This is a genomic window from Olleya sp. UBA1516 (genome assembly GCF_002323495.1).
Classification (GTDB): domain Bacteria; phylum Bacteroidota; class Bacteroidia; order Flavobacteriales; family Flavobacteriaceae; genus Olleya.
This window is the reverse complement of sequence record NZ_DCQO01000020.1, coordinates 288,805-314,165: the sequence shown is the minus strand read 5'-3', so window position 1 is coordinate 314,165 and position 25,361 is coordinate 288,805. Positions and strand designations below refer to the sequence as shown.

Annotated in this window: 22 protein-coding genes; 3 read left to right on the top strand and 19 right to left on the bottom strand. The window is 31.2% G+C overall.

Features of this window, described 5'->3' with window-relative positions:
* Positions 1-510: 510 nt before the first annotated feature.
* The 18 genes from B2989_RS13740 to B2989_RS13655 all read right to left on the bottom strand — a co-directional run bounded on the left by B2989_RS13740 (position 511) and on the right by B2989_RS13655 (position 20,174).
* A complete protein-coding gene (locus B2989_RS13740; RefSeq protein ID WP_292949496.1) occupies positions 511-759 on the bottom strand; it encodes a DUF6095 family protein in 249 nt (82 codons plus the stop codon).
* Positions 749-1,567 carry an N-acetylmuramic acid 6-phosphate etherase gene (gene murQ / locus B2989_RS13735; protein ID WP_292949494.1) on the bottom strand — a complete coding sequence of 273 codons (819 nt, stop codon included), beginning with the start codon at positions 1,565-1,567 and terminating at the stop codon, positions 749-751. The genes B2989_RS13740 and murQ overlap by 11 nt, the downstream gene beginning before the upstream one ends.
* 105 nt (positions 1,568-1,672) lie before the next feature.
* Positions 1,673-2,485 carry a DUF4249 domain-containing protein gene (locus tag B2989_RS13730; protein ID WP_292949492.1) on the bottom strand — a complete coding sequence of 271 codons (813 nt, stop codon included), beginning with the start codon at positions 2,483-2,485 and terminating at the stop codon, positions 1,673-1,675.
* 6 nt (positions 2,486-2,491) lie between these two features.
* Positions 2,492-4,867 (bottom strand): TonB-dependent receptor, encoded by a 2,376-nt coding sequence (locus tag B2989_RS13725; protein WP_292949490.1) that lies wholly within the window; start codon positions 4,865-4,867, stop codon positions 2,492-2,494.
* Between the two features lie 194 nt (positions 4,868-5,061).
* Entirely contained in the window at positions 5,062-7,287 is a 2,226-nt protein-coding gene (locus B2989_RS13720) for an NADP-dependent isocitrate dehydrogenase (RefSeq protein WP_292949488.1), read from the bottom strand.
* Between the two features lie 154 nt (positions 7,288-7,441).
* Positions 7,442-8,014: a pentapeptide repeat-containing protein gene (locus tag B2989_RS13715; protein ID WP_292949486.1), complete on the bottom strand. Its 573-nt coding sequence runs from the start codon at positions 8,012-8,014 to the stop codon at positions 7,442-7,444.
* 669 nt (positions 8,015-8,683) lie between these two features.
* Complete coding sequence (rplS, locus tag B2989_RS13710) at positions 8,684-9,037, bottom strand: 50S ribosomal protein L19 (RefSeq protein WP_145001139.1); 354 nt, start codon at positions 9,035-9,037, stop codon at positions 8,684-8,686.
* Between the two features lie 157 nt (positions 9,038-9,194).
* On the bottom strand, positions 9,195-9,872 hold the full coding sequence (gene trmD / locus B2989_RS13705; protein ID WP_145001141.1) for a tRNA (guanosine(37)-N1)-methyltransferase TrmD: 678 nt from the start codon (positions 9,870-9,872) through the stop codon (positions 9,195-9,197).
* 143 nt (positions 9,873-10,015) lie between these two features.
* Positions 10,016-11,719 carry a sodium:solute symporter gene (locus B2989_RS13700; RefSeq protein WP_292949482.1) on the bottom strand — a complete coding sequence of 568 codons (1,704 nt, stop codon included), beginning with the start codon at positions 11,717-11,719 and terminating at the stop codon, positions 10,016-10,018.
* Positions 11,720-11,830: 111 nt separating this feature from the next.
* Positions 11,831-14,359, bottom strand: coding sequence for a PIG-L family deacetylase (locus tag B2989_RS13695; protein ID WP_292949479.1), 2,529 nt, complete (start codon positions 14,357-14,359; stop codon positions 11,831-11,833).
* A 98-nt stretch (positions 14,360-14,457) separates the two neighbouring features.
* Positions 14,458-15,537, bottom strand: a complete 1,080-nt coding sequence (gene corA / locus B2989_RS13690) for a magnesium/cobalt transporter CorA (RefSeq protein WP_292949476.1) — start codon at positions 15,535-15,537, stop codon at positions 14,458-14,460.
* A 9-nt stretch (positions 15,538-15,546) separates the two neighbouring features.
* Complete coding sequence (locus tag B2989_RS13685) at positions 15,547-16,077, bottom strand: mechanosensitive ion channel domain-containing protein (protein WP_145001150.1); 531 nt, start codon at positions 16,075-16,077, stop codon at positions 15,547-15,549.
* A 32-nt stretch (positions 16,078-16,109) separates the two neighbouring features.
* Complete coding sequence (locus tag B2989_RS13680) at positions 16,110-17,018, bottom strand: septum formation inhibitor Maf (RefSeq protein ID WP_292949472.1); 909 nt, start codon at positions 17,016-17,018, stop codon at positions 16,110-16,112.
* Positions 17,019-17,048: 30 nt separating this feature from the next.
* Positions 17,049-17,642 (bottom strand): Maf family protein, encoded by a 594-nt coding sequence (locus tag B2989_RS13675; RefSeq protein WP_292949469.1) that lies wholly within the window; start codon positions 17,640-17,642, stop codon positions 17,049-17,051.
* A gap of 3 nt (positions 17,643-17,645) precedes the next feature.
* Positions 17,646-18,557 (bottom strand): geranylgeranylglycerol-phosphate geranylgeranyltransferase, encoded by a 912-nt coding sequence (locus B2989_RS13670; RefSeq protein ID WP_145001156.1) that lies wholly within the window; start codon positions 18,555-18,557, stop codon positions 17,646-17,648.
* Between the two features lie 20 nt (positions 18,558-18,577).
* Positions 18,578-18,889 carry a hypothetical protein gene (locus B2989_RS13665; RefSeq protein WP_292949465.1) on the bottom strand — a complete coding sequence of 104 codons (312 nt, stop codon included), beginning with the start codon at positions 18,887-18,889 and terminating at the stop codon, positions 18,578-18,580.
* A gap of 6 nt (positions 18,890-18,895) precedes the next feature.
* Entirely contained in the window at positions 18,896-19,426 is a 531-nt protein-coding gene (locus tag B2989_RS13660) for a KdsC family phosphatase (protein WP_028282940.1), read from the bottom strand.
* A complete protein-coding gene (locus B2989_RS13655; protein ID WP_145001158.1) occupies positions 19,416-20,174 on the bottom strand; it encodes a Rossmann-like and DUF2520 domain-containing protein in 759 nt (252 codons plus the stop codon). The genes B2989_RS13660 and B2989_RS13655 overlap by 11 nt, the downstream gene beginning before the upstream one ends.
* Positions 20,175-20,233: 59 nt before the next feature.
* Here B2989_RS13655 and B2989_RS13650 point away from each other — a divergent pair, with 59 nt between their 5' ends.
* Positions 20,234-20,644 (top strand): group III truncated hemoglobin, encoded by a 411-nt coding sequence (locus tag B2989_RS13650; RefSeq protein WP_292949460.1) that lies wholly within the window; start codon positions 20,234-20,236, stop codon positions 20,642-20,644.
* A gap of 85 nt (positions 20,645-20,729) precedes the next feature.
* The gene (ccsA, locus tag B2989_RS13645) at positions 20,730-23,951 is read left to right on the top strand and encodes a cytochrome c biogenesis protein CcsA (RefSeq protein ID WP_145001162.1); all 3,222 of its coding nucleotides are present in this window, start codon (positions 20,730-20,732) and stop codon (positions 23,949-23,951) included.
* 79 nt (positions 23,952-24,030) lie between these two features.
* On the opposite strand, the gene B2989_RS13640 is transcribed toward ccsA, so the two are convergent.
* The gene (locus B2989_RS13640; protein WP_292949455.1) at positions 24,031-24,873 is read right to left on the bottom strand and encodes a hypothetical protein; all 843 of its coding nucleotides are present in this window, start codon (positions 24,871-24,873) and stop codon (positions 24,031-24,033) included.
* Between the two features lie 242 nt (positions 24,874-25,115).
* Here B2989_RS13640 and B2989_RS13635 point away from each other — a divergent pair, with 242 nt between their 5' ends.
* A complete protein-coding gene (locus tag B2989_RS13635; RefSeq protein WP_292949452.1) occupies positions 25,116-25,304 on the top strand; it encodes a hypothetical protein in 189 nt (62 codons plus the stop codon).
* Positions 25,305-25,361: the final 57 nt, after the last annotated feature.

Sequence of the window (25,361 nt, the reverse complement as noted above, 5' to 3'; positions counted from 1 at the left end):
AAAGTAAATAGGCGAAAGGGAAAAGGTATAAGCAAAAAGATGTAGAGGAAAATTAAATTTAAGAATATCGCTTAAGTTACTTTTGTAAATTATATAAGCAAAAATAAATATATGATATTGGTGTATAGTATTAAATAAATCGAAAAATGCTATTTGCTTTATAGGTATCACTTAATGTTTAAATTAGAAAATCTTTTATTTTCATATCTATGTTTGGAACGTTTACAAGTATTATTAGGGTAATTAATATTAAAAGGATTAGGATTGGAGTTTATCTTGTAACAGAATACTTGGTTATTTATTTTATAAGTGTTTTATGATGGTTGACTTTATCATATATCTAAAAACAGTTTCTTTGATTTTTTTTAAATTATTTGGCTGTAATGTAAAGTTGGTATTATGTTCAAATAAAAAGCCTTTAATAAAATTAAAGGCTTTAATATATTTTGGATTTGTATATTACGAAAATTATACTTTCTGTTTATTGGAATTTTTGTTTATCATTTAATTTTAATGTTTTTTAGTTTTATTGCTTTTGAAAATACTATCTAGGATTGTATTTATTCCTTTAAAAGCTATAAATACAGCTAATGTACATATTGATATAGCTATTATTAATAATGGAATATAGAAGTCTTTATCCTTATTACTTAATACTAGATATAGTAAGGTTGGACCAATAAACATTAATAACATTGCAATAGCCATTTGTTTTACTCCTTTTACAAGTACATCTTTGTCTGTTGATTTAGTTGCCATTGTTATACTTATTTATTGCGTTTCTAACACTTTTATGTTTTTGTAATAAACTTTCAGCTTCAGGATAGGTTAGGTTTAATTCTGACATTATCATTTTTGTACCTCTATCCACTAATTTGTCATTACTAAGTTGCATGTCTACCATTTTGTTTCCTTTTATCTTACCAAGTTTTATCATAGTAGTTGTGGATATCATGTTGAGTACTAGTTTTTGTGCTGTACCTGCTTTCATGCGTGAACTACCCGTTATAAATTCTGGTCCTACGACTACTTCTATTGGAAATTGTGATGCTAAGCTTAAAGGACTTTGCTTATTTGATGTTATACATCCAGTTGTAATACCTTTTAAATTACATTTATGAAGTGCTGATATTACATAGGGAGTTGTACCTGATGCTGCAATACCAATTACGACATCTTTATCTGTTACATTGTTTTTTGTTAGGTCTTTCCATCCTTGTGTTGTAGAGTCCTCTGCAAACTCAACTGCTTCTCTTATTGCTTTATCTCCACCAGCTATAAGACCTATTACTACGTCATATGATACTCCAAAGGTTGGAGGACATTCTGATGCATCTACAACTCCTAGGCGTCCACTTGTTCCTGCTCCAATATAAAACAGTCTGCCACCTTTTTCCATTTTTATTACGATTTGTTCTACTAATGCTTGAATTTGAGGAATCGCTTTTTTAACTGCTGTTGGTACAGTTTGATCTTCTATATTTATGTTTGTTAATAGGTCGTTTATAGACATTTTGTCTAAATTATTGTAATTGGAATCTTGTTCTGTTGTTTTTGTAAATTGCATAGTTTAAATGGTACTACTGGTTTGCGTTAGGGATTGAGGCATTTGTTGGAGCTCCTCGCAGAGAGCGACTGCCGAAAGCGCGACCCTTGAGGTAACGCCAAAAAATTATTGTACAATATAAGTAAATTGATACGCTTGTGAAACTCTGAAATAGCCTAAAGGAAAATTATCTGGATTTGTTATGTTTATACAGTTTCCTCTAACGGTTGCTGGTTGTGCTTGAAATGGTCCGCCACCATTATCAGAAGTTTGTTGAAGTAATAGATCCATAAATTGATAAAATTGTTGGGATACTCCATAATTATTTATGGTAACTATGTCTGTTGGTTCTAAATCTTCTTCGGAATAGAATGCGAAAATTTGATTACCATCAGTAAATTGATCGTCATATACTTCTAGCACTGGAATTTGTGGAATGTCTGATATGAATTCGAAAAAATAGTAGTTATCTATATTTGCAGGATCTGTATAAAAGGCTTTAAGCTCTATATCTTCGCCAGAAAAACCACCTTCGTTATTTTGTTCTATATATTCTATTGGCGTTACGCTTGTCAATACTTCTGTACCTATGTATGTTTGATCGTCATATATAATTGTTAGGGTATATTGTTGGTTTAGTTCAGGAATGAATGAATTGGTTTTGTATATTCCTGTATTTTCTTGTTCCAAGAATGTAAAAATATTACTATTGCTGTCTTCAACAAATACGGTTGCGTTATTAGCAGGAGGAACTTGATTATCGAAAAAAGGAGCTGTTAATGTCAATTTTATCTGCTGTTCTGAGCCATCTGAATCTTCAAACCAATTTAACGATGCCTCGATTACTAATTTAGGGTCTGATGTAGGTACTTTTAAATCTATAACATCTTCACAACTAAAGAATAGTGATACAATTAATATATATAATGCGTTTTTCATTTTTTATTAAAATTTAAAATTGTAGGATATAGAAGGTATTAGTCCAAATATTGATAATCTGGTTGCTTCGTTGGTACCTGTCATTCTGTTTTCTCCAAATGTTATTGATGCTGCATTACGACGATTATATACATTGTAAAGCCCAAAGACCCAATAGCTTTGCCATCCTGATGTCTTATCTGGTTTTGGTGTGTAATTTGCTGATAAATCTAAACGATGGTATGCTGGCAATCTGTTTGAATTACGACTGCTATAGCTTGGTATATTTATACCGTTATAGGAATATTGACCATTTGGATATGTTGTAGGTTGTCCTGTTTGAAATAGAAAATTAGCATTTAATTTCCATTTTTTATACCAGTCATAGCTAGTGGTTATAGATATATCATGTGTTTTGTCATAAGCTGTACTATACCAATTACCATTGTTTATTCCTGTTTCGGTTGGTGTGCGACCTGGTGTTTTTTGCTCTGATTTTGATAATGTATAAGCTAACCAACCTTTAAAACGTCCTTCATTTTTTCTTAAAAGCACCTCTATTCCATAAGCTCTGGCTTCTCCATTTAATATAATTTGTTCTATAGCATCGTTTGCAATTAAATCTGCACCATCTATATAGTCAATTCTGTTTTTTATTTTTTTATAATATGTTTCTATTTCTAAACTATAATTATCATCATTAAAGCTTCTAAAATATCCTACAGCGACTTGATCTAATAATTGTGGTTTTACATACTTACCACTGGGTGTCCAAATATCTAAAGGTGTTGGTGAGGATGTATTTGATAATAAATGTAGATATTGTGACATACGATTATAGCTTGCTTTTACAGAAGAATTTTCGTTTAGTTGGTAAGCCAATGATGCTCTAGGCTCTAGGTTTGCAAAACTTTTTATAACGTCACTTTTACTAAAACTTTCTGAACCTGTAGGAGTTGCTTTTTGATAGATTTGAAAATCATTATTAAATACTACTGCTTGATCATTTTGGTACGTATTTAACTGATTTTGGCCTAATCGTAAAAATGAGCTTAAACGTAAACCATAGCTTAAGTTTAACTTATCTGATAGTTTATGTTCGGCATCAACATAAACTGCATTTTCAAAAGCATATTTATCTGTTAATTTAAATGGATTTATTCCAGAAGTTGGTGTAGATGGTTTTATATCTCCTGGATTAAATTTATAGTAGATACTATTTAAACCATATTGAAGTTTAAAGCCATCAGTAACGTAATGTTTAAAATCGTATTTAAAATTGAAATTTTGAATTCCTGAATTCCAATCAAACTCGACAAAATTTAGTTTTAAACCATAGTAGTAATCGGAATATATTACAGACATGTTTGAGAATAATTTGTCCGAGAATAAATGATTCCATCTAAAATTCACTACTGTATTACCATAAATGTTTTCGAAACTATCTGTAATACTAAAGACATCTCGTCCAAAATAACCAGAAAGGTAAATACTGTTATTGTCATTTAAATCGTAACTTAATTTTGTGTTTAAATCGTAAAAATAGGCTTTGTTATCTATATCAAATAGTGGTAAAAATAAATGCGCATAACTACTACGACCACCAAATAGAAAGGAACCTTTGTCTTTTTTTATAGGGCCTTCTGCAAGTATTCTGCTAGATACAATTCCTATTCCTCCATTCATTTTAAACGTTTTACTGTTTCCTTCTTTTTGATAAATATCTAACACTGAAGATACGCGTCCTCCATAACGTGCAGGAATTCCTCCTTTATATAATTTTATATCTTTAATGGCATCCGGATTAAAAACAGAAAAGAAGCCAAATAAGTGCGATGAGTTAAATACTGTAGCCTCGTCCAATAAAATAAGATTTTGATCTGCTGCTCCACCACGTACATTAAAACCAGAAGATCCTTCTCCTGCATTAGTAACGCCTGGTAGAAGTGTTATTGCTTTAATTACGTCTGCTTCTCCAAAAACAACCGGAATATCTTTAATGGTAGCAGAACTAAGTGCGTTAACACTCATTTGAGGCTTTTTAATATTAAGCTTTTCTATGTTTTCAGTAATAATTACTTCGTCTAAGTTTTCAAAAGACTCTTCTAAGCTAAAATTTTTGGTTATATTTTTATCTAATATTATCGTTTCTGATATATCAGAAAAACCTAAATAGGATACAACAACTTTGTATGTGCCTTTTGGTAGTGTGATGGAGTAGAAGCCATATTCATTTGTGACTGCTCCAGTATTTAATTCAGGTACTATCACATTAACACTTATTAATGTTTCGTTACTGGCACTTTCTATTATTTTACCACTTAGCGTAAATTTTTCTTGAGCAAAAATTAGTGTGCTACTAATTAAAAGCAAGAATAATATACCATTTTTTATATAATTCATTGGTTGATTTTGATTAGTAAAAATAACTAAAAGCAACTTTACATATTCTGTTTTAAGGTGTTAAACTTTATTTAAATATAGTTTGTAATATTTTAAAGTATGATAGTTAGATAGGTAACATTTTGAATGTGAATTTTAGTTAAAATAAAAAAAGCTTCCATTTGGAAGCTTTTTTTTATAATTAAAGTTATTATTTAGATGCTTTTAAGCAAGTCATTAAATAATTGAATTGGTCGCATAGCTTTAGCTGTTAATTCTTCGTTTGGCGAATAGTAACCTTCAATATCTACAGCAACACCTTGAATATCGCTTAATGCTGATACTATTACTTTTTCTTCTGCCTTAAAGGCTAAAGATACTGGAGCAAATTGTGCTTTTAATGCTGCATCCTTATCTTGGTTTGCTAGTGCTTCTGCCCAATACATTGCTAAGTAAAAGTGGCTTCCTCTGTTATCAATCTCTCCAGATTTTCTAGAAGGCCCTTTTTTGTTTTCTAATAATTTCTCGGTCGCATCATCTAGTGCATCACCTAAAACTTTAGCTTTTGGATTATTATTAACTTGGCTAAAATGCTCTAAAGAGACTGCAAGAGCTAAAAATTCTCCTAAACTATCCCAACGTAAGTGATTTTCTTCAATAAATTGTTGTACGTGTTTTGGAGCAGATCCTCCAGCACCAGTTTCAAATAAACCTCCACCATTCATTAATGGTACGATAGACAACATTTTTGCAGATGTACCCAATTCTAAAATAGGAAATAAATCTGTTAAGTAATCACGTAATACATTTCCTGAAACAGAGATTGTATCTTCTCCAGCTTTTACGCGTTTTAAAGTAAACTGTGTTGCTTTAATTGGAGATAAAATATGAAGTTCTAAACCTTCTGTATCGTGATCTTTTAAATAAGTATTTACTTTTTTGATTAATTCTGCATCGTGTGCTCTATTTTCGTCTAACCAGAAAACAGCAGGAGTTTGTGATGCTCTAGCACGAGTTACCGCTAATTTAACCCAGTCTTGGATTGGTGCATCTTTAACTTGACACATTCTCCAAATGTCTCCAGCTTCCACGTTGTGAGAAATTAATACATTTCCGTCAGTATCAATAACCTCTACTTTACCATCTGCATCAATTTCAAAAGTTTTGTCATGTGATCCGTATTCTTCAGCTTTTTGAGCCATTAATCCAACGTTTGGTACTGTTCCCATTGTTGTTGGGTCAAATGCTCCGTTTTCTCTACAAAAGTCAATAGTTGCTGTGTAAATTCCAGCATAACTACTATCAGGAATTACTGCTTTAGTGTCTTGAGATTTACCATCTGCATTCCACATTTGACCAGAATTTCTAATCATTGCTGGCATTGATGCGTCTATAATAACATCACTTGGTACATGTAAGTTTGTAATGCCTTTATCACTATCTACCATAGCTAAAGCAGGATTTGCTTTATAGGCAGCATCAATATCTGCTAATATAGCATTGCGTTCTGACTCTGGTAATTCGTTTAGGTTACTTAATAAGTTTCCAAATCCATTATTAACATCTACACCAATTTTTTCAAAAGTAGCACTGTGTTTATCAAATACGTTTTTAAAAAATACACGAACAGCATGACCAAAAATAATTGGGTCAGAGACCTTCATCATTGTTGCTTTCATGTGTAAAGAAAACAATACACCTTTATCTTTAGCATCTTTAATTTGTGCTTCTAAAAATGTAAGTAGTGCTTTTTTACTTAATACAGTTCCATCAATAATTTCACCTTTTAATAATCCTAAATTATCTTTTAAAATGGTTTCATTTCCAGAGGCATCTGTGTGTACAATTTTGATAGTTGTAGCATTATCTAATGTTACAGATTTTTCGTTATGTGCAAAATCACCTTCAGTCATAGTTGCGACATGTGATTTTGAATCTTTTGACCAAGCTCCCATTGAGTGTGGGTTTTTCTTAGCGTAATTTTTTACAGCTTTTGGTGCACGTCTATCAGAGTTACCTTCACGTAATACTGGATTTACAGCACTACCTTTAATTTTATCGTAACGTGATTTAGCATCTTTTTCTTTATCATTAGTTACTTCTTCTGGGTAATTAGGTATAGCAAAACCTTTAGCTTGCAGCTCTTTAATTGCAGCCTTAAGTTGTGGTACAGAAGCACTAATGTTTGGTAATTTAATAATATTAGCTTCTGGAGTTTTTGCTAATTCTCCTAAATAAGCTAAATCATCAGATACACGTTGATCTTCCGTTAAAAAATCAGGAAAAACTGCTAAAATACGTGCTGCTAATGATATGTCTTTAGTTTCTAATCCAATTCCAGAAGAGGCTGTAAATGCTTTAACGATTGGTAAAAATGAACGCGTTGCTAAAGCTGGTGCTTCATCTGTAATTGTATATATAATTTTTGGTGAATTTGACATAAATGTAAATGTGTATTAGTTTAATTTTAAGCTTCACGAAGATACAAAAAATAGGAGGTTTTTTAAAACGAAAACGTTTACTTAACAACCCATTTAGTTGGAAAGTAAATTGAGAGTGAGTTTATTGCGGATTTAATAAAATATAGATAAAATTTTAAGAAATCTGAATTTTATAGTGATCTAATAACCCCTGAATTTGGTCTTTCGAAAATTTTGCACCTTTAATTTTATTATTTTCAGGATGAATAGAGTAGTTGTAAGAGGTTAAAAAGTTAGCTTGCTCTATGTTAGTATTAAAAAAGATAGCGTATTTAAAGTTACAATTGTCAAAAACAGATTTTGAGACATTAGCTTCTGTGAATTCTGTTTTTTCAAATTGACAATTAGTAAATTTTGTATTAATTAATTTAACCTTATAAAATGATGCAAAATTAAGTTGACAATTATTAAAAGTTATAGACATTAATAATTGGTTACAGTCATTAAATAAAACGCCTAAAAGCTTACAGTTTTTAAATGCTACATCATTAAAGGTTGTGTCTGATGTTTTGCTATTACTTAGGTCACAATCTATAAATTGACATTCTAAAAATGTAATAGAGGATAAGTAGCAAGCATTAAAATTACAGTTTATAAACGTGCAATTATCATATTCTGCTTTTGGTAATTCTGTTAAAGTGAAGTCTTTATTTTTATAAGTTTTATCTGCTATATAGGGTCTATTCATTTTTACTATTTACAGTAAATATAGTTTAAATCATTAAAAAACAAAAGCCATAACATAATAGACTAAACTATTGTTGTTATGGCTTTTTTGAGATAATATTTTGCTGACTTATCTAATTTTCATTACATCAATCCAAAACTTTCGTTTTACATTTTTTCAGTTCAAGCTAATATTAAATCAATAGTACATTAAATTGTAACTTTCAAAATGTATTGACCTGTTACTTAATGCACATAGAAATTGTTTTTCTTGATGTTTACCTTTTAATTAATAATTTAATATCAATCAGATATAATAAACATTGTTTTGTTCAAGTAATTTTACTTTCACTAGGTTACTTTACTTAAAACTTTCAACTTTACTTTTTAAATTCTGATAAACATAACTTAAATTATAAAGTATCATGGTTTTTTAATTACACGACTACACCTGCAATTTTCAAAACCTCAAAAAACAAATAAAACTAAATCAAATTCAACATTTAATTGAAACCAATATTGCTATTGTTATTAATTGTTTTACTAAATTAAAAAATATCTATTAGATTTTAAATAAAATAAGACTTTAGATATCAACTAGTTATGAACCGTACTTATTAACAAAAGTTAATAACAACAAAAGCCTAACTTAAATAAGTTAGGCTTTTTAATATAACTAAGGTTGAAGAAATTATTTTCTTCTTGCTTCTTTAATTCTAGCTTTCTTACCAGTAAGACCTCTAAAGTAAAAGATTCTAGCACGACGTACTTTACCTTTTTTGTTGATTTCAACTTTTTGTAATGCAGGTAAGTTAATTGGGAAGATACGCTCTACACCAATAGTTCCTGACATTTTTCTAATTGTAAACGTTTCAGAAGATCCGCTACCTCTTTTTTGAATTACTACTCCTCTAAAAAACTGAGTACGTACTTTTTCTCCTTCTCTAATTTCATAGTACACAGTAATTGTGTCTCCAGCTGAAAATTCAGGAAAGTCCTTTGTTGTTACAAACTCGTCTTGAACAAATTTTATTAAAGATTCCATCTTTATTTAATTTTAAATGATTGATTCAGAGTAACATTCACGTATCTCGCCAGAGGTTAATCCGAAATTGGGTGCAAATATAGTTAAAAAGTAAAAAACAGAAAGTAAAAATGTAAAAAGTTTGTCTGTTTTTTTAGATACACGTAAAACATGTTGTCTATTTGTCTAATAAATCTGGTCGTCTGTCTTTAGTACGTTGGTAGGCTTGGTCTTCTCTCCATCTTTCTATATTAGCTGCATGACCACTTAATAACACTTCAGGGACTTCAAGACCCTTGTAATTACGAGGTTTAGTATATATTGGAGGAGCCAATAAATTATCCTGAAAACTGTCTGTTAATGCAGAGGTTTCATTACCTAAAACACCAGGAATTAATCTAATTACTGCGTCACATAATACTGCTGCACCTAATTCTCCTCCAGATAGCACATAGTCTCCTATAGATATTTCTTTGGTGATAAATAAATCTCTTACGCGTTGGTCTACACCTTTATAATGTCCACAAAGTATGATAATGTTTTCTTTTAAAGAGACTTGGTTAGCTATGCTTTGGTTTAAGGTTTCGCCATCAGGCGTCATGTATATAACCTCGTCATAATTACGTGCTTCTTTTAATTTAGAAATGCATTTGTCTATAGGTTCAACCATCATGACCATACCAGCTCCACCACCAAATTGGGTGTCATCAATGGACTTGTAATTATCTGTGGTGTAGTCTCTTAAATTATGAAAATGTACTTCAACCAAATTAGCCTCAATTGCACGCTTTAAAATAGAAGCTTCAAATGGACTTTTAAGTAATTCTGGTAGGACAGTTATAATATCAATTCTCATGGTTTTGCTTTATTGAATGCAAAGATAGATGAAATTCTTTAACTTAAATCTTGCTTGAATAACATGATTAAGCTGTTTTGTTATGGTTGTAGTTTTAGTAATTAAGCAATTCCAAACAAAAAACTATGATTATTAATTACAGACTAAGTCCTTTTTATATCAGGCGTTTTAAATAAAGATTGAATAATAAAGGCAATGACCATAACTATTGCACATCCTACAAAGTTTAACCACAAAAAAGGTAGATTAATTATTTCATATTCATTTAAAAAGAATAAACCAATAACTAAAACTTGTGTAATTAAAGCAGCTACAAAAACAGCATTAGCTTTAATTTGCTTAAAGAAAAACGCTAATAAAAATATACCAAGGACGTTACCATAAAATATTGATCCTATAATATTTACTAATTGTATTAGGTTTTCTGCTAGATTGGCGACGCATGCGACACCAATTGCCATGATTCCCCAAAGTAATGTAAAACCTCTTGATGCCTTAACCATTTCTTGGTCAGTTTTTGAACCAACTCTATGTTTATACAAATCGATTGTAGTTGTACTAGCTAAAGCGTTAAGCTCTGATGCTGTACTAGACATGGCTGCACTTAAAATAACAGCTAATAATAAACCAATCAATCCTTTAGGTAAATTATTAAGTATAAAGTGTATAAAGACATAATCCTTGTCATTACTTTCAACTTTTAAACCTTCGGCTTCTCCAGCTTTTTTAATTAAATCTCTAGCATGCGCTCTTATTGTGTCGCTTTTTGCATTATAGCTAGCTATAAGGTCTTGGTTAACTTTTCCATCAGCGTTTGCAAACTCAGTAATGGTTGCTTTTTTTAAATCAAAAATTTCTTTCTGCTCTAATTGCAACGCAGCATACTCATTTGCATATTTTGAATTTAAAACAACTTCTGTTGCAGTGGGATTAAAATTTATAGGAGCATCGTTAAATTGGTAAAATACAAATACCATTACACCTACTAGCAGAATAAAAAACTGCATTGGTACTTTTAGTAATCCGTTAAAAATTAATCCTAAACGCATTTCTTTTACAGATTTACCAGACAAATAACGTTGCACTTGACTTTGGTCAGTACCAAAATACGATAGCATTAAAAACGTACCACCAATTAATCCACTCCAAACTGTATATCTATTATTTAAATCGAAAGAAAAATCTAACACCTCCATTTTACCGCTTGCTCCAGCAATATCTAGAGCTTTTTTAAAAGTAATATCATCAGGTAATTGGTTTAATATTAAAATGAAAGCAATTACCATTCCTGTAAAAATGACCACCATTTGATGTTTTTGAGTCACATTAACTGCTTTTGTACCTCCCGAAACCGTGTAGATTATAACTAATACACCTATAATAATATTTAGTAAAAGAAGGTTCCATCCTAAAACTGCAGAGAGTATAATTGCAGGAGCAAAAATGGTTATTCCTGCAGCTAGACCACGTTGGATTAAAAATAGTACTGCTGTTAGCGTACGTGTTTTACGGTCAAATCGGTTTTCTAAAAACTCGTATGCTGTATATACTTTAAGTCTGTGATATAATGGTATAAAAACCATGCAGATTACAATCATGGCTATTGGTAATCCAAAATAAAACTGCACAAAACCCATTCCAGAATGAAATGCTTGTCCAGGCGTACTTAAAAAGGTTATAGCACTAGCTTGAGTAGCCATTACAGATAATCCTATGGTCCACCATTTGCTGGTACTTCCACCTTTTAAAAAATCTTGTACGTTTTTACTACCTCTGGTTTGATACGTTCCGTAAATAACAATGGTTAACAATGTTCCAATTAAGACAATCCAATCTAAACTTTGCATAATTTAAAACAGTTTAGTTATTAAGTAAAATGCAATAATATATAGCGCATTTGCAACTAAAAGAATTGTATATAACGGTTTCCATTGGTACTTAGGTTGGTCTTGCATGATTTAGTTTTTTAATCCGTTATCATTAGTAATATTTTGTTTTCCTATACTTAGCATATTGGCAAATAATCTGTAAGCACCAGATACACCAACAGGGAATTCTCTAAAAAAGCTTAATCCAGTGTATATATAGTGTCCTTTACCATGTTTGGCAACTAAAAGACTTCCTGTTTTAGCAGTTTCGTCTTTATCGTGCATGGATAGGATAGGAGTGAAGTCTGATGACCATTGGTCAGGAAAATACAATCCACGTTCTTGCGTCCAACCTTCAAAATCTTTAGTGGTTATCTTGTTAGGAAAATTAAGTAACTCGTGGTTTGGAGCTAAGAAGGTTACTTCTGCATTTTCATCTGTAACTCTATCTCGTGATAATTGTAAATTAAAAGGTGCAATATTATCTACTTTAATACCACGATTGGTGTTGTATTGTACAATCATGTTTCCTCCTTTTTCAACAAAATCAAATAAAATATCTTGTTTAAATTTTAGGGATTCGACAATGTTATACGCTCTAATACCAACCACAACTGCATCAAAAGCACTAAGTCGTTCTGGAGTAATTTCTTCTGGTTGCAAAATCATAACGTTGTAGCCAATTTGTTTTAAACTTTCTGGTACTACGTCTCCTGCACCTTCAATATAGGCTATGTTTTCGCCACGTTTTTTAATATCTAATCGCACTATTTTGCTTTCGCTAGGAAGTAATACCGTTTGAAACGGAATATGCTCGTAGTTAATTTCTACTAATTCCTTGGTGTAAGTCTTGTCACCAATGGTAACTATTGGACTAATTAAACCTTCGCTTTGGTTTTTAGGCGGAATGATAGTAAATATAAAAGTTTGTTCTTGTCCTTTATTAGCTATAGTTATTTTTTGCTTTTCTGGAAATACAGACCAACCATTAGGATGCGCAATGGTAATGTAACCTTCTAAATTATCTTTTCCAGCTTGAACGGTTACAGGGATTTCTTTTTGTTGGTCATTTTCAAAAATAATAACCTTTTGATTGATTTTAGCCGAAGCTTCAGGAATAATTTCAAATGGTCTATACAATTCACCTTTATCAGGTTTTGAGTAACGATATACTAAATCTTTAGTAACCGTAAACGGAAATCCATTGATGTTTAGATTAAAATCTATGGCAATAGCACGTGGTGTTTCCGGTTTACCAATTAGACTTTTGTCTTCAACTTTATACATTCCTAAACTCCCTTTTTGATTTAACCAATATGGTCCTGTAGGTTGTAATGTATTAGCAACTGTTATTTTTTCTTTAAGCTCTTGTTTATCGTTTGCTTTTAATAATTTTCCGTAAAAGCTATTAGAGTTATTGTTTGAAATAGTATAACTGTCTAATTTAATAGTGGCATTGCTTCGGTTTAAGGCTTCAATATCAATATCAATAATTTGACCTGTTGACGCTGTTGGTGTGTTGGCTGAAGCTTCTAAATATAAACCAGCACAAGCTTCTATAATTTTATTAATTTCGTTAATTTTTTGATCTTTCCATTGTGGACTATCAATCGCTAAAATTAATTGTCTAGCTTGTAATAATTGATCTAAATGCGCTGCAGGATTTTCAAAATTAAAATTAGATTCTACATTTTTTAAAATAGTTTCAATTTTTTCTCCACCTTTTACTCTTGTCCAAGTCGTATTAATACCATCAAATATATTGGATTTGTCTTTAGGTAAATCGCCTTTTATTAATTCGATATATTCCGTTTGACTACCTCTTTGGGATAAACGACCAAAACCTTGACATAAATGTTGGCTACTAGCAAGTGCAGCAATTTCGTTGTTAGATACGCCTAAAGCAGGATAATAAACACCAATATCAAAGTTTAATAGATTGGTTTTGTCTGCTTCTTCAAATTTTTCTTCGCTACCATAAAACCACCAAGAGGTATTAAAAAACTCACGTTTTGGTTGCCATGTTCCGTATTTTTTAACTTGATCAGGATATGCATTTTTATCGTTAGCCAGATCAAAAGCTTCAACGCTTAACATAGCAGAACTTGTGTGATGACCATGAGTTGTACCTGGACTTCTGTGGTCAAAACGGTTAATTATAATATCTGGTTTAAATTGTCTGATAGCTAAAACAACATCACTTAGGACTTCGTTTTTGTTCCAAATAGCTAATGTTTCGTCTGGATGTTTAGAGTATCCAAAGTCATTAGCTCTTGTAAAACGTTGCTCGCCACCATCAGTGCGTCTTGCAGCAAGTAACTCTTGCGTACGGATAACACCTAAAAGTTCTCTAAGTTCTGGTCCAATTAGATTTTGTCCACCATCACCTCTAGTTAGCGATAGGTAGGCTGTACGTGCTTTTACATGGTTAGACATGTAAGATATTAATCGAGTGTTCTCGTCATCTGGATGTGCAGCCAGATATAAAACTGAACCTAAAAAGTTAAGCTTTTTGACTGCTTGATGAATTTCTGAAGCGTTTAATTTTTCTGGTTGTTGAGCCTGTGTAGAAAAGGAAAAGCACAGTAAAAATAGGACCGAAGCCAATAATTTTTGCATGATTGTTTTTTCAAATTTGAAACTGTTTCAAATATAAACAAGTCATTAAGGGAATGCAGTATTTTTAGATTTCTTTAACTTTAATTAACAGTTACCAATTACAGCCATTTTTTACGTTTAAAATAAACAAGCATCCCTATTAAAACAACAAGCATGACTATCCAAACAATGTAATATCCATATTTATACTGTAGTTCTGGCATGTTAGTAAAATTCATCCCATAGATTCCAGCAATAAAGGTTAACGGAATAAAAATGGTCGCAATAATGGTTAGTACTTTCATGACCTCATTCATTTTATTACTAATGGTTGTCATGTACATGTCCATTAAACTCCAAATCATTTCTCGGTAAATGTCTATATTTTCTGTCACCTGAATAATATGGTCGTAAACATCCCTAAAATAATGTGTAGTTTTTTCTTCAATTAAAGGGTTGTCACTTTTTTCTACTCGATTTATTATTTCGCGAAGCGGAAAAATAGCACGTCGTAGTTTTAAAATTTCACGCTTAAGATTTTGTATTTGTTGCGAAATTTTCTCTTGGGTTAAGCCTGTAAATAAATCGTCCTCAAGGTCTTCAATTTTGTTACCCATAATCTCTATAATAGCATAGTAATGGTCAACAATTGCATCCATTAAGGCATACATTAAATAGTCTGAACCTTCTTCGCGAACACGACCTTTTTTATGTCTAATTCGATCTCTAAGACTATCAAATACATCGCCTTCTGCTTCTTGAAAAGTTAATACATAATTTTTACCCATGACAATACTGACTTGTTCAGAGACAAGTTTTTCGTCTGCATCGTAATACATCATTTTTAAGACTATAAAAAAGTAATCTTTGTACTCGTCAATTTTAGGACGTTGGGAGGTGTTAACAATGTCTTCTAAAATTAAAGGGTGAAGCTTGTAATGTTGTCCGATTTTTTCAATTTGATCAGTAAAATTAAGACCATTAAGATTAAACCATGTAACAGTTTCAGAATCTTTAAAATTAAAGGCTTCCTCGACGGTATTTAAATCCGCCTCTTTATAACTGTCTTCGCTATAATCAAAAGCATTTAAATGTAATACTTTGTCTTCTTTATTTCCAGTATAAACTAAAGCTCCAGGAACTTGACCTAAGTGCTTTTTGTAGTTTTGAGTGCGTTTTTTTTGTCCTTTTTTAGCCATAAGTTACGATTAATGCATATCTCCGAAATCTTCGATTGCATCCTTTTGTACTAAAGTTACTGCTTTTTGTAGAATTAAGTTGTTTGGATAGGTAACTAAATCTCCATTGTCCTGTCTTAAATGTAACTGAAATGCTCTAATATCTTCTATAATAGCTTCAATAGGAGCGTCTTTATCATGTATTTTAATTTTATCTCCAACTTTATATGGAAATGAAAAAAACATGATTATTCCTGAAGTTATATTACTTAAAATAGACCAAATAGCAAATAGTGCAATACCTATAACTGCAAATACAGATGAAAAAATAACAGCAAGGTCTTTAAATTCTGCTCCAAAAATATAAGCTATAAATAATATGAATATTAAAAATAGAGTGACTGTTGTATATCGAGAAATTAGTCCGATTCTAGCATCATTAATACCACTTTGTTGACCTATTTTTTTTATAAAAATTTTAAGGACATATCTGATAATAAGAAAGATGACTAATACTACTGACGAGGTGATTAACTCGGATAGAATATTGTCTAAAAACATATGTAAATTTTATTAATTGGTAAAGATAGGTTTTATTCTAACCCTAGTGTTTTTCTTAACTCTAAATCGGTGTTACTTTTTTTGTTCCAATAGTCCGATTGTAGTGTTTTTATTTTAGTTGCTTTAGTTAGATTTCCATTTTGCACTTCTTCCCAACTTTGTATATCGAATGGAAAATTTGGATTGTAATTTATTGTTAGCTTACGGTCTAAATCTTTAATGGTAAGCGTGTATTGTCCTGGCTTGTTTTCCGCGAAAGCGTTATAGGCTTTTAAAGGTGTGTGATTAAGTCTTGTATATTCTAAACTTGGTATAATATTGATTTTTCCGGTAGGTAAACTAGTTGGATCAATGCGTAGTTGCGTCCAAAGTTGGTTTTCTAAACTGTTTTTTTCTAAGTTGAAGTTTTGATCTGCTTCTCCCTGAAAATAGGAGTGAGAGGTTACTTGAAATTGCTCGCGATTATTAAGTTGTGTGTAGACGTGTCCACACCATTCTTGTACTGAAGCACTAACTTTTAAAGCGTGTTGGTTATTTGAAACAGGGTAAAACGTGCTTTGCATAATGCTGTATGGATAAATCCCTGTATTAAATTTTTTAGTAGCATTTAGCTTTAACACATTTATGTTTGATGGATTGCTTTGGTCTGCTTTTACTTGGTCGTTTTCTAAAAAAGGTTCGGTTACAAAAACAAGAACAGCTGTTCCTTTTCTAATTTCGCCATATCTAGATTGCTCTAGTTGGTAAGATGTAATTTCGGCTTGTCCAGAATACCAATAGTCGTTAAACTGTTTGTTAGTTTTAAAGGCTGGTAATTTTGCTTTTTTTGCAACGGATTCAACTTGATTATAAGTTGTTTTTGTATCTGTTTTAGGTTGCTCTTTACAACCTAAAATTAAGAAAGCACTAAATATAAATAAGGATGATTTTAAAAATTGCATAGCTAATTATTTAGCTATAAAAATACAACTCTAAAACTCCTCTGCAATAGTATTTAACGTTTCGTAAACAAGATGTGTTGGCATACCAACCACATTAAAAAACGAGCCTTGTATGCTTGTTACACCTATTTGTCCAATCCATTCTTGGATACCATAGGCACCAGCTTTGTCTAATGGTGCATAGGTTTTAATGTAATGCCAAAGCTCTTCTTCTGTAAAGGCTTTAAAAGTAACTTTAGTTGTAGCGTTGACTGTTTTTTGGAATTTTTTTGTGCGTATACAAACCGAAGTAATAACCTCATGCGTCTCATCACTTAGTGAGCTAAGCATTTCAAAAGCTTCGTCGCTAGATTTTGGTTTGCCTAACGCTTTACTTTTGTGCCAAACAATAGTGTCACTGGTTACTAGTATTTCATGATCTTTTAGTTCTTCCATAAAAGGAAGCGATTTTAATTCGGCTAGATAATCGCTTATTTGATAATGCAATAAATGATTCGGATAGACTTCTTTAGTTTTTTTTAAACGGACTTCAAAGTCTAAACCTAAATCCCTAAAAAACTGTTGTCTTCTTGGAGATCCTGAAGCTAGTATGATGTGTCTGTCTTTAAGTTTTTCCTTTAGCATAATTTATTTTAATATAAATAAGTAAACAATCATGGATAGCATTCCGCTAAGCATAACTAATTTAAGTAGATTGCTTATTGTTTTGAATTGTGCTTTAGTTTCTGCCGAAAATAACTTGATACTTATATAAACCAAAGGACCAATTACAGCGATAATAAAATAGGCAACCGCAACTTGCCTCATGTAAAGGTAATTAGCTAAATAGTAAATAAGTAATAAGATTAAAAATACAGTTAATCCAAATGCTATGTAACGTGCACGATTTTTGCCTAATACAATAGGTAGGGTTTTAAATTGCATTTTATAATCACCATCTACATCTTGAATATCTTTAACTATCTCTCTGGCTAACGAGATTATAAAAGCAAAAACTGCATAATCAAATAATACCTCAAACATTGAGGATTGTATAAATTGATTTTGAGTATTTATGGCAGGAAGTAACTCGAATATACCAACAATGACCAAGCTTAATCCTACCAATACGCTAATAATAATGTTACCTACTAATACAATTTGTTGTAAAAAAGTAGCGTAGATGTAAAGTAGTGCTGCAATAATGACAAAGATTGCAAAAAACGTACTATGGTTAATAACATTAGATAAGTAAAAGCCTAAAATAACACCAATAACGGTAAAGCCCATATAATACATGTAGGCTTTGTCTTCTGGTATGTGCTTACCAATAATTAATTTGTTTGGTTTGTTAATACTGTCTGCTTCGACATCATAAATATCATTTATAATGTAGCCACCAGCAGCTATAGTTAATGTAGATATTACTAATAAAGCAAACTCAAAAGCAGTTAAAGTGGTATTGACGCCAAAAGCCGGAAACATAGCGTATTTAATTAATATTTGTACTAAAGCAATTAGTAGTAAATTTTTAAATCGAATAAGTTGAAGTAGTTTCAATGTGTTAATTTTCAGGTTGTTTAAGATAATAGTCCTTTTAGCATTGCGATTGCTAAAACAACAATCAAAATTAAGAAGAAAGTGGTCAAAAAAACAACAATTATATTTTTTTGTTTGGCCTGTTTTCTAATTTTATTTTTAATCTGTCGTTTCTCTGCTTCAGAAAGTAATGTTGCAGTAAAGTCCGTTTCAAATTGTTTATGACTTGCTGTGTTTAATTGTTTTTTTATGTTGGAAAACAAAGCTTTTGGATGTTGATTAAATACGGATGCTTGGTTACCAGAACCAATATATCCAAAACCCGTATTATGTCTCCTTTTATTACGTTTCAATAGGTGTTAAAAGGTTTGTGCGTCAAAATCACTATCCCATTTGTTTTGTACCTTCATAACTTGCTCAATCACGTCACGTACACAACCTTCACCTCCTAATTTATGAGAGATATATTTTGATACGCGTTTAACTTCTGGAACAGCATCTTGTGGGCAACTAGGCATACCTACTAATTTTAAAACAGGTACGTCCGGAATGTCGTCTCCCATATATAACACGTTTTCTGCTTTTATCTGGTTGTCGTTTAAATAGGCTTCAAATTGCACTATTTTTTGATGTGCACCTAAATAGACATCTTTTATACCTAAATGATTTAATCGTGTGCGTACACCTTCGTTAGTACCACCAGAAATAATACAGACATTATAGCCATGGTTTAACGCTTGCTTCATGGCGTAACCATCCTTAACATTCATATGTCTTATCATTTCGCCTGATGTCGTGATAGTAATCATTCCGTTAGTTAAAACACCATCTACGTCAAAAATAAATGTAGTGATTTGGTGTAGGTATTCTTTGTAACTTTTATCGTCCATGGGTTTTTTTTATCGATTCTGTCATTAATTTATAGATGTCCTCTTGATGTGGATTATCTAATAATTTTAAATGTCTTTTTATTGTTTTTTTATCATTACGTTTTGCAGGTCCTGTTTGTGCCATGTAAGGTGACACTTCTTGTACTTTTCTGGCAGTCTCTGTAATTAATGGTTTTAAAATGTCAAATTCAGCACCATGTTTTTCGGTGATTTCATGTGCAATTCTGTAAATTTGATTAGTAAAATTATTAACAAATACAGCAGCCAAATGTAAAGCAGGTCTTTGTTTAGGGTTAACTTTGTAGGTTATACAACCTAAGCTTTGACCTAGGGTTTCTAATATTTTAAAATCTTTTTTTCGAAGTGTTTCAATGCAGATTGGTACTGTAGCAAAATCCAAATCAACCCCTTTGCTAAATGTTTGTAAAGGATAAAAAACACCTCTGTAATGTTTCATGTCAATATCATACAAGCTAGCGCTTCCAGAAGTATGTACCACTAATCTTTTATCAAAAGGTAAGGATGTACTTAAGGCTTCAATAGCATCATCGCTAACAGCAATTAAATAGACGTCTGCATCTACTAAATTTGCGATGTTATCTGTAATATTTACTTCGTTTTTATAAGCGTCAATAGCTTTTTTACTTCTATTGTACCATTGTACAACCTCAATATTTGAAGCGTTTTTAAACCCTTTATATAGGTGTGTGGCTACATTTCCTGCGCCAAGCAAAACTATTTTAATCATGGTGCTAAAATACTAAGAAAATAAAGATTTGAAAGGACAAAAAGGTATCTTTGTTTATCATGAAACAAAAAGAAATTACTAGCAGAGACGATGTTAAACTTTTAGTAGATCAATTTTATATAAAAGTTAGAGCAGATACTACTTTAGGTCCTATTTTTAATGCGCTTATTACGGATTGGGACTCCCATTTAGACCACTTGACTACCTTTTGGGAGACTAGTTTATTTATAGGTAAAAAATTAGAGCATAAATATGTAGGCAACCCATTAGAAGCTCATGAAAAAGTAGATAAGGCAGTAAACCATACTATTACCGAACTACATTTTGGATTGTGGTTAAATTTATGGTACGCGACGATTGATCAATTTTTTGAAGGTGAAATTGCGGATAATGCAAAACGTCGCGCTAGAAAGATGGGTACATTTATGTATTTAAAAATTTTTGAGGCAAGACAAAACCTAAAACAGTAATTTTAACACAAGATTTAGATTTTTTTGAGGATTTAAAACCAACAAAAACGATTATCTTTGCACGAGCTAAAAAAGGCCTATTATTATGCAAAATAGAATCGCCAAAATCTTGTTTTCAACACGATTAACTTCTGTATTATTTATTGTATTTGCTGTCGCTATGGCAGTTGGTACAATTTTAGACAGAAACATGGACACTTCTCCAACTCCTTATACACGAAATTTAATCTATAACGCTTGGTGGTTTGAAGCTATTATGGTGTTTTTTATTATCAATTTTGTTGGTAATATTTTTAGATTTAGATTGTTACGTAAAGAAAAATGGGCAACCTTAATATTACACTTAGCTTTTATCTTAATTATACTAGGTGCAGGTATTACAAGATATTTTGGATTTGAAGGTATGATTGCTATTAGAGAAGGAGAGACCGAAAGTGGTTTTTTATCTCAAAAAACATACATTACAGCATACATTGATGGTGATTATATGATTGATGGCGTGCCACAGCGTTTACCAGTTGAAGCTGAGGTAGATTTTTCTGGAAGAATGGAAAATAGCTTTAATTATACTGCACAATATAATAATACACCTGTTGAATTTGAATTAACTGAATATTTTTTGGGTGCTGAAGAAGATGTGGTACCTGATGACGCTGGTGAAAGTTATCTAAAAATAGTAGAAGCTAGAGGTAGTGGACCACATAATCATTTTTTAAAACAAGGAACGGTAGAAAATATCCATAATTTATTAGTCGCTTTAGATAAACCTACAGATGGAGCAGTTAATATTACCACTACAGAAAATGGTTTAATGATACAATCTCCATTTGAAGGAGAATATTTAACTATGGCAACCATGCAACAGGGTCAATTAGTTAAGGACAGTATACAACCCTTAGTTTTACGTTCTAGATATGTTATTGGAGATATGCAATTAGTGTTTCCTAAACCAGTTGTAAAAGGAACTTTTGATATTGTAAAAAAAGCTAGTTTTTTAAAGCAAGATGAAAATGCAGTAGTATTAAATGTGTCTGCTAATGGAGAAACTAAAGAGGTTAAGTTGCTAGGTAGTCAATGGTCTAACAACCGTTTTAAACAAGTAAAAGTAGGAGGTTTGGATATTGCGTTAAAATATGGTTCTAAAGTTTTAGAATTACCTTTTGAAGTTAAACTAAATGATTTTATTGCAGAAAAATATCCTGGTACAGAAAATAATTATTCTTCTTACGAAAGTAAAGTGACTGTAATAGACAAGGAGCAAGGTGATTTTGATTTTCATATTTACATGAATAATATTTTAGACCACAGAGGATATCGTTTTTTTCAAGCCGATTTTGATAAAGATTTAAAAGGAACAATACTATCTGTAAATCATGATTTTTGGGGTACTTGGGTTACTTATGCAGGATACTTTTTACTATACTTTGGTATGATGGCTATCTTGTTTGCTAATCACACTAGATTTAGAGATTTGCAAAATGGCTTAGAAAAAATTAAGAAGAAAAAAACTAAAATGCTAACCATTGCATTTTTAAGTTTAAGCGTATTTGGATTTGCACAAGATCAAGAGCATACTGAAAACGATGGACATGGTCACCAATCCAATACAGTTACAGAGAAGCAAAGACCTAGTAAAGCTCAAATAGATTCTATTTTAAAAGTAAATGTAGCTCCAGAAGCACATGCTAAAAAATTTGGAAGATTAGTTATTCAGGATCTTGATGGTCGTATGATGCCTATTGATACGTATGCGTCAGAGTTAGTTAGAAAATTAACTAAGCATGAAGGTTATGAGGGTTTATCATCAGATCAAGTCTTTTTAAGCATCCTAGAAAGTCCAATGTTATGGTATAATGTTCCAATTATATACTTAGCACCTAAAAAAGCGGATTCTATTAGAGGGATTATTGGATTAGATAAAGACCAAAAATATGCTGCATTATTAGACTTTTTTGACGATAATTTTCAATATAAATTAGATTCGTATTTAGAAGAAGCATCTGCAGTAAAATCTCAAACAGGAGTACAAAAAGAGTTTATTGAAACCAATCAGCGTATTAATTTATTAAGTAATGCTATTGAAGGACGTTCTCTTAAGATATTTCCAGTACCAGACGATGAAAACAATACATGGATTTCTCCTTTTGAATATAAAAATGATGGCTACAATCAAAAAATTAAAGATAGTACCTATGGTAGTTTTATAGGTTCTGGTTTTGATTGGTATTTATATACTTTAAATGAAGCTAAAAAAACAGGAGACTTTACTAAATCTGAAAAATTATTAGAAGCATTTAAAACCTCTCAACGAAAAGTTGGAACAAGCGTAATGTTAAGTGAGGATAAGATAAATGCAGAAATTTTATATAACCAATACGATGTGTTTAAAAAACTATTTAGTTGGTATATGTATGCAGGAACATTGCTATTTATCTTACTTATTTGGCAAATCTTTAAAAGTAGCAATAAGTGGTTAGCTAAAAGTGTTACCATATTTAAATTTATCATATTAGGACTATTTGTTATCCATACTTTAGGCTTAATTGCTAGATGGTACATCTCTGGTCATGCACCTTGGAGTGATGCTTATGAGTCTATGATATATGTTGCTTGGGCAACTATGTTTTTTGGACTGGCTTTTGGAAGAAAAAGTGATTTAACCTTGGCATCTACAGCATTTGTAACAGCAATGATATTAATGATTGCACACTGGAATTGGATGGATCCAGCAATTGCTAACCTACAGCCTGTATTAAATAGTTATTGGCTAATGATACATGTAGCAGTTATTGTTGCTAGTTATGGTCCATTTACATTAGGTATGATTTTAGGTATTGTGTCATTAGTTTTAATGTTGTTAACTAATAAGGACAATAAATCTAAAATGGATTTAAATATAAAAGAACTAACTATTATTAATGAAATGGCTTTAACTGTTGGTTTGGTCATGCTAACTATAGGTAATTTTCTTGGTGGACAATGGGCTAATGAAAGTTGGGGAAGATATTGGGGTTGGGACCCTAAAGAAACTTGGGCACTTATTAGTATTATGCTTTATGCATTTGTAATCCATATGCGTTTAGTGCCAGGATTACGTGGTAGATGGTTTTTCAACTTAATGTCCATTATAACTTTTGGAAGCATTTTAATGACCTATTTTGGAGTTAATTTTTACTTGTCAGGCTTACATAGTTATGCAAGTGGAGATCAAATAGTAAGCTTCAAATTTATAGGAATAGCGCTTGTAGGTGTCGCTATTTTAGGAGTGTTTTCATACAGGAAGTATGCTAAGTATTATAAAAAATAAACAGTATATATCATTACAAAAAAAAGACTCACTATAATTAGTGAGTCTTTTTTTTTGTATTTTAAATTGAGCATTATACTTAATTAGAATTTAGTGCTATTTGCTTAACTATAACTTCAGTGTCTGTAGTAATGTGTAGTATTAAGTTTTTGTCATTTGTGTTTAGCGGAATATTTATTTTGTTGTTGTTTGCCTTTTCTATGGTTTTTAAAGCTATTCCCTTATAATTATAAACAGTAATATTTTTGACTTTCGCGTTATTTTCAAATTTCAAATTTAATTGGTTAGTATTTGCATCGTAGCTAAGATTTATGCTTTTTGTAGTTGCGTTGTTGTCAGGTTTTGGAGGATTTTCATTATTTCCTAAAGCATTAAAACTATCAATGATAATATCTTCATTATTGGTGTCTATATCTAATATTTCAGGTTCTTCAAATGCAATGTAAAAACGGTCTGTGTAATCTCCAGCGTCAATAATACCAGTAAAAGGCGTGTCGTTAATATTAGTATAAGTATTAAGCAAAGCGTCATATATGTATACATTAATATCTGTATTAAAGTTTTCTAAGCTAGATAAGGTAATACTTGCTTCTCCAGATACTTCATTGTATAATCCAAAAAGATATTGACTAGTATTTTGAAATTGCCCTACACCTTGGATTACATATCTATTGGAGTCTATTAACCAATTTAAATCATTAGTAAAAGGAGAATATACAGCAGCATCGTAACCATAATCAACACCATCCGTAGCAGCATTGTCTGACGTAAAGGCTAATACAAGTTCTCTTGAGGCTCCATTTGGCGCATTGTAGTCTAATCTAATGATTTGTATTGAGTTTACGTTTTTCGTTGTATTTCTGGTGTTAGCAAAAGTGTAACTTGTAATTAAAAGTAGGGTTAGTAGGGCGATTTTTTTCATAATAAGGGATATTAATCAGTTAATAGGTTAAATTCTTAGACCAATATAGTTATATCGTTAAAAAACAACTATTAAATGCGTATTTATTCGTTTAAATGTATTTTAAAACTGTTAATTTAGTTTTTTTTATCGACAAAATACACTTTTACATCGTTTAAAGTGTTTAATTTTTAGTTGTGAGTTATTCTTTTTGTTTTCACTTTAATATTTTATTAACTTGTTAAAAATTATAAATCACATTAATGAACTACATTAAAAACTTTGGCTTAAGTAACATATTACTACTTATTTTGTGTCTAGCAATTATATTGATTGCCGAGTATTTATTTTTAAAAGGAGAGCAACTACATGGTATTTTTATTGGTTTATGGGCACCAACTCTTTTAGGTGTAATGATATATGTAAAACTTGTAAACAATGGAAGGAAATAGTATTGTATTTTGGTTTTCTATTATCGTATTTTTTTGTGTCTTTGCATGGGCTTTAGT

Excerpts from the sequence above, each read along its gene's own strand:
- B2989_RS13740 (WP_292949496.1), bottom strand. The coding sequence starts at position 759 with ATGGCAACTAAATCAACAGACAAAGATGTACTTGTAAAAGGAGTAAAA.
- murQ (WP_292949494.1), bottom strand. The coding sequence starts at position 1,567 with ATGCAATTTACAAAAACAACAGAACAAGATTCCAATTACAATAATTTA.
- B2989_RS13730 (WP_292949492.1), bottom strand. The coding sequence starts at position 2,485 with ATGAAAAACGCATTATATATATTAATTGTATCACTATTCTTTAGTTGT.
- B2989_RS13725 (WP_292949490.1), bottom strand. The coding sequence starts at position 4,867 with ATGAATTATATAAAAAATGGTATATTATTCTTGCTTTTAATTAGTAGC.
- B2989_RS13720 (WP_292949488.1), bottom strand. The coding sequence starts at position 7,287 with ATGTCAAATTCACCAAAAATTATATATACAATTACAGATGAAGCACCA.
- B2989_RS13715 (WP_292949486.1), bottom strand. The coding sequence starts at position 8,014 with ATGAATAGACCCTATATAGCAGATAAAACTTATAAAAATAAAGACTTC.
- rplS (WP_145001139.1), bottom strand. The coding sequence starts at position 9,037 with ATGGAATCTTTAATAAAATTTGTTCAAGACGAGTTTGTAACAACAAAG.
- trmD (WP_145001141.1), bottom strand. The coding sequence starts at position 9,872 with ATGAGAATTGATATTATAACTGTCCTACCAGAATTACTTAAAAGTCCA.
- B2989_RS13700 (WP_292949482.1), bottom strand. The coding sequence starts at position 11,719 with ATGCAAAGTTTAGATTGGATTGTCTTAATTGGAACATTGTTAACCATT.
- B2989_RS13695 (WP_292949479.1), bottom strand. The coding sequence starts at position 14,359 with ATGCAAAAATTATTGGCTTCGGTCCTATTTTTACTGTGCTTTTCCTTT.
- corA (WP_292949476.1), bottom strand. The coding sequence starts at position 15,537 with ATGGCTAAAAAAGGACAAAAAAAACGCACTCAAAACTACAAAAAGCAC.
- B2989_RS13685 (WP_145001150.1), bottom strand. The coding sequence starts at position 16,077 with ATGTTTTTAGACAATATTCTATCCGAGTTAATCACCTCGTCAGTAGTA.
- B2989_RS13680 (WP_292949472.1), bottom strand. The coding sequence starts at position 17,018 with ATGCAATTTTTAAAATCATCCTTATTTATATTTAGTGCTTTCTTAATT.
- B2989_RS13675 (WP_292949469.1), bottom strand. The coding sequence starts at position 17,642 with ATGCTAAAGGAAAAACTTAAAGACAGACACATCATACTAGCTTCAGGA.
- B2989_RS13660 (WP_028282940.1), bottom strand. The coding sequence starts at position 19,426 with ATGGACGATAAAAGTTACAAAGAATACCTACACCAAATCACTACATTT.
- B2989_RS13655 (WP_145001158.1), bottom strand. The coding sequence starts at position 20,174 with ATGATTAAAATAGTTTTGCTTGGCGCAGGAAATGTAGCCACACACCTA.
- B2989_RS13650 (WP_292949460.1), top strand. The coding sequence starts at position 20,234 with ATGAAACAAAAAGAAATTACTAGCAGAGACGATGTTAAACTTTTAGTA.
- ccsA (WP_145001162.1), top strand. The coding sequence starts at position 20,730 with ATGCAAAATAGAATCGCCAAAATCTTGTTTTCAACACGATTAACTTCT.
- B2989_RS13640 (WP_292949455.1), bottom strand. The coding sequence starts at position 24,873 with ATGAAAAAAATCGCCCTACTAACCCTACTTTTAATTACAAGTTACACT.
- B2989_RS13635 (WP_292949452.1), top strand. The coding sequence starts at position 25,116 with ATGAACTACATTAAAAACTTTGGCTTAAGTAACATATTACTACTTATT.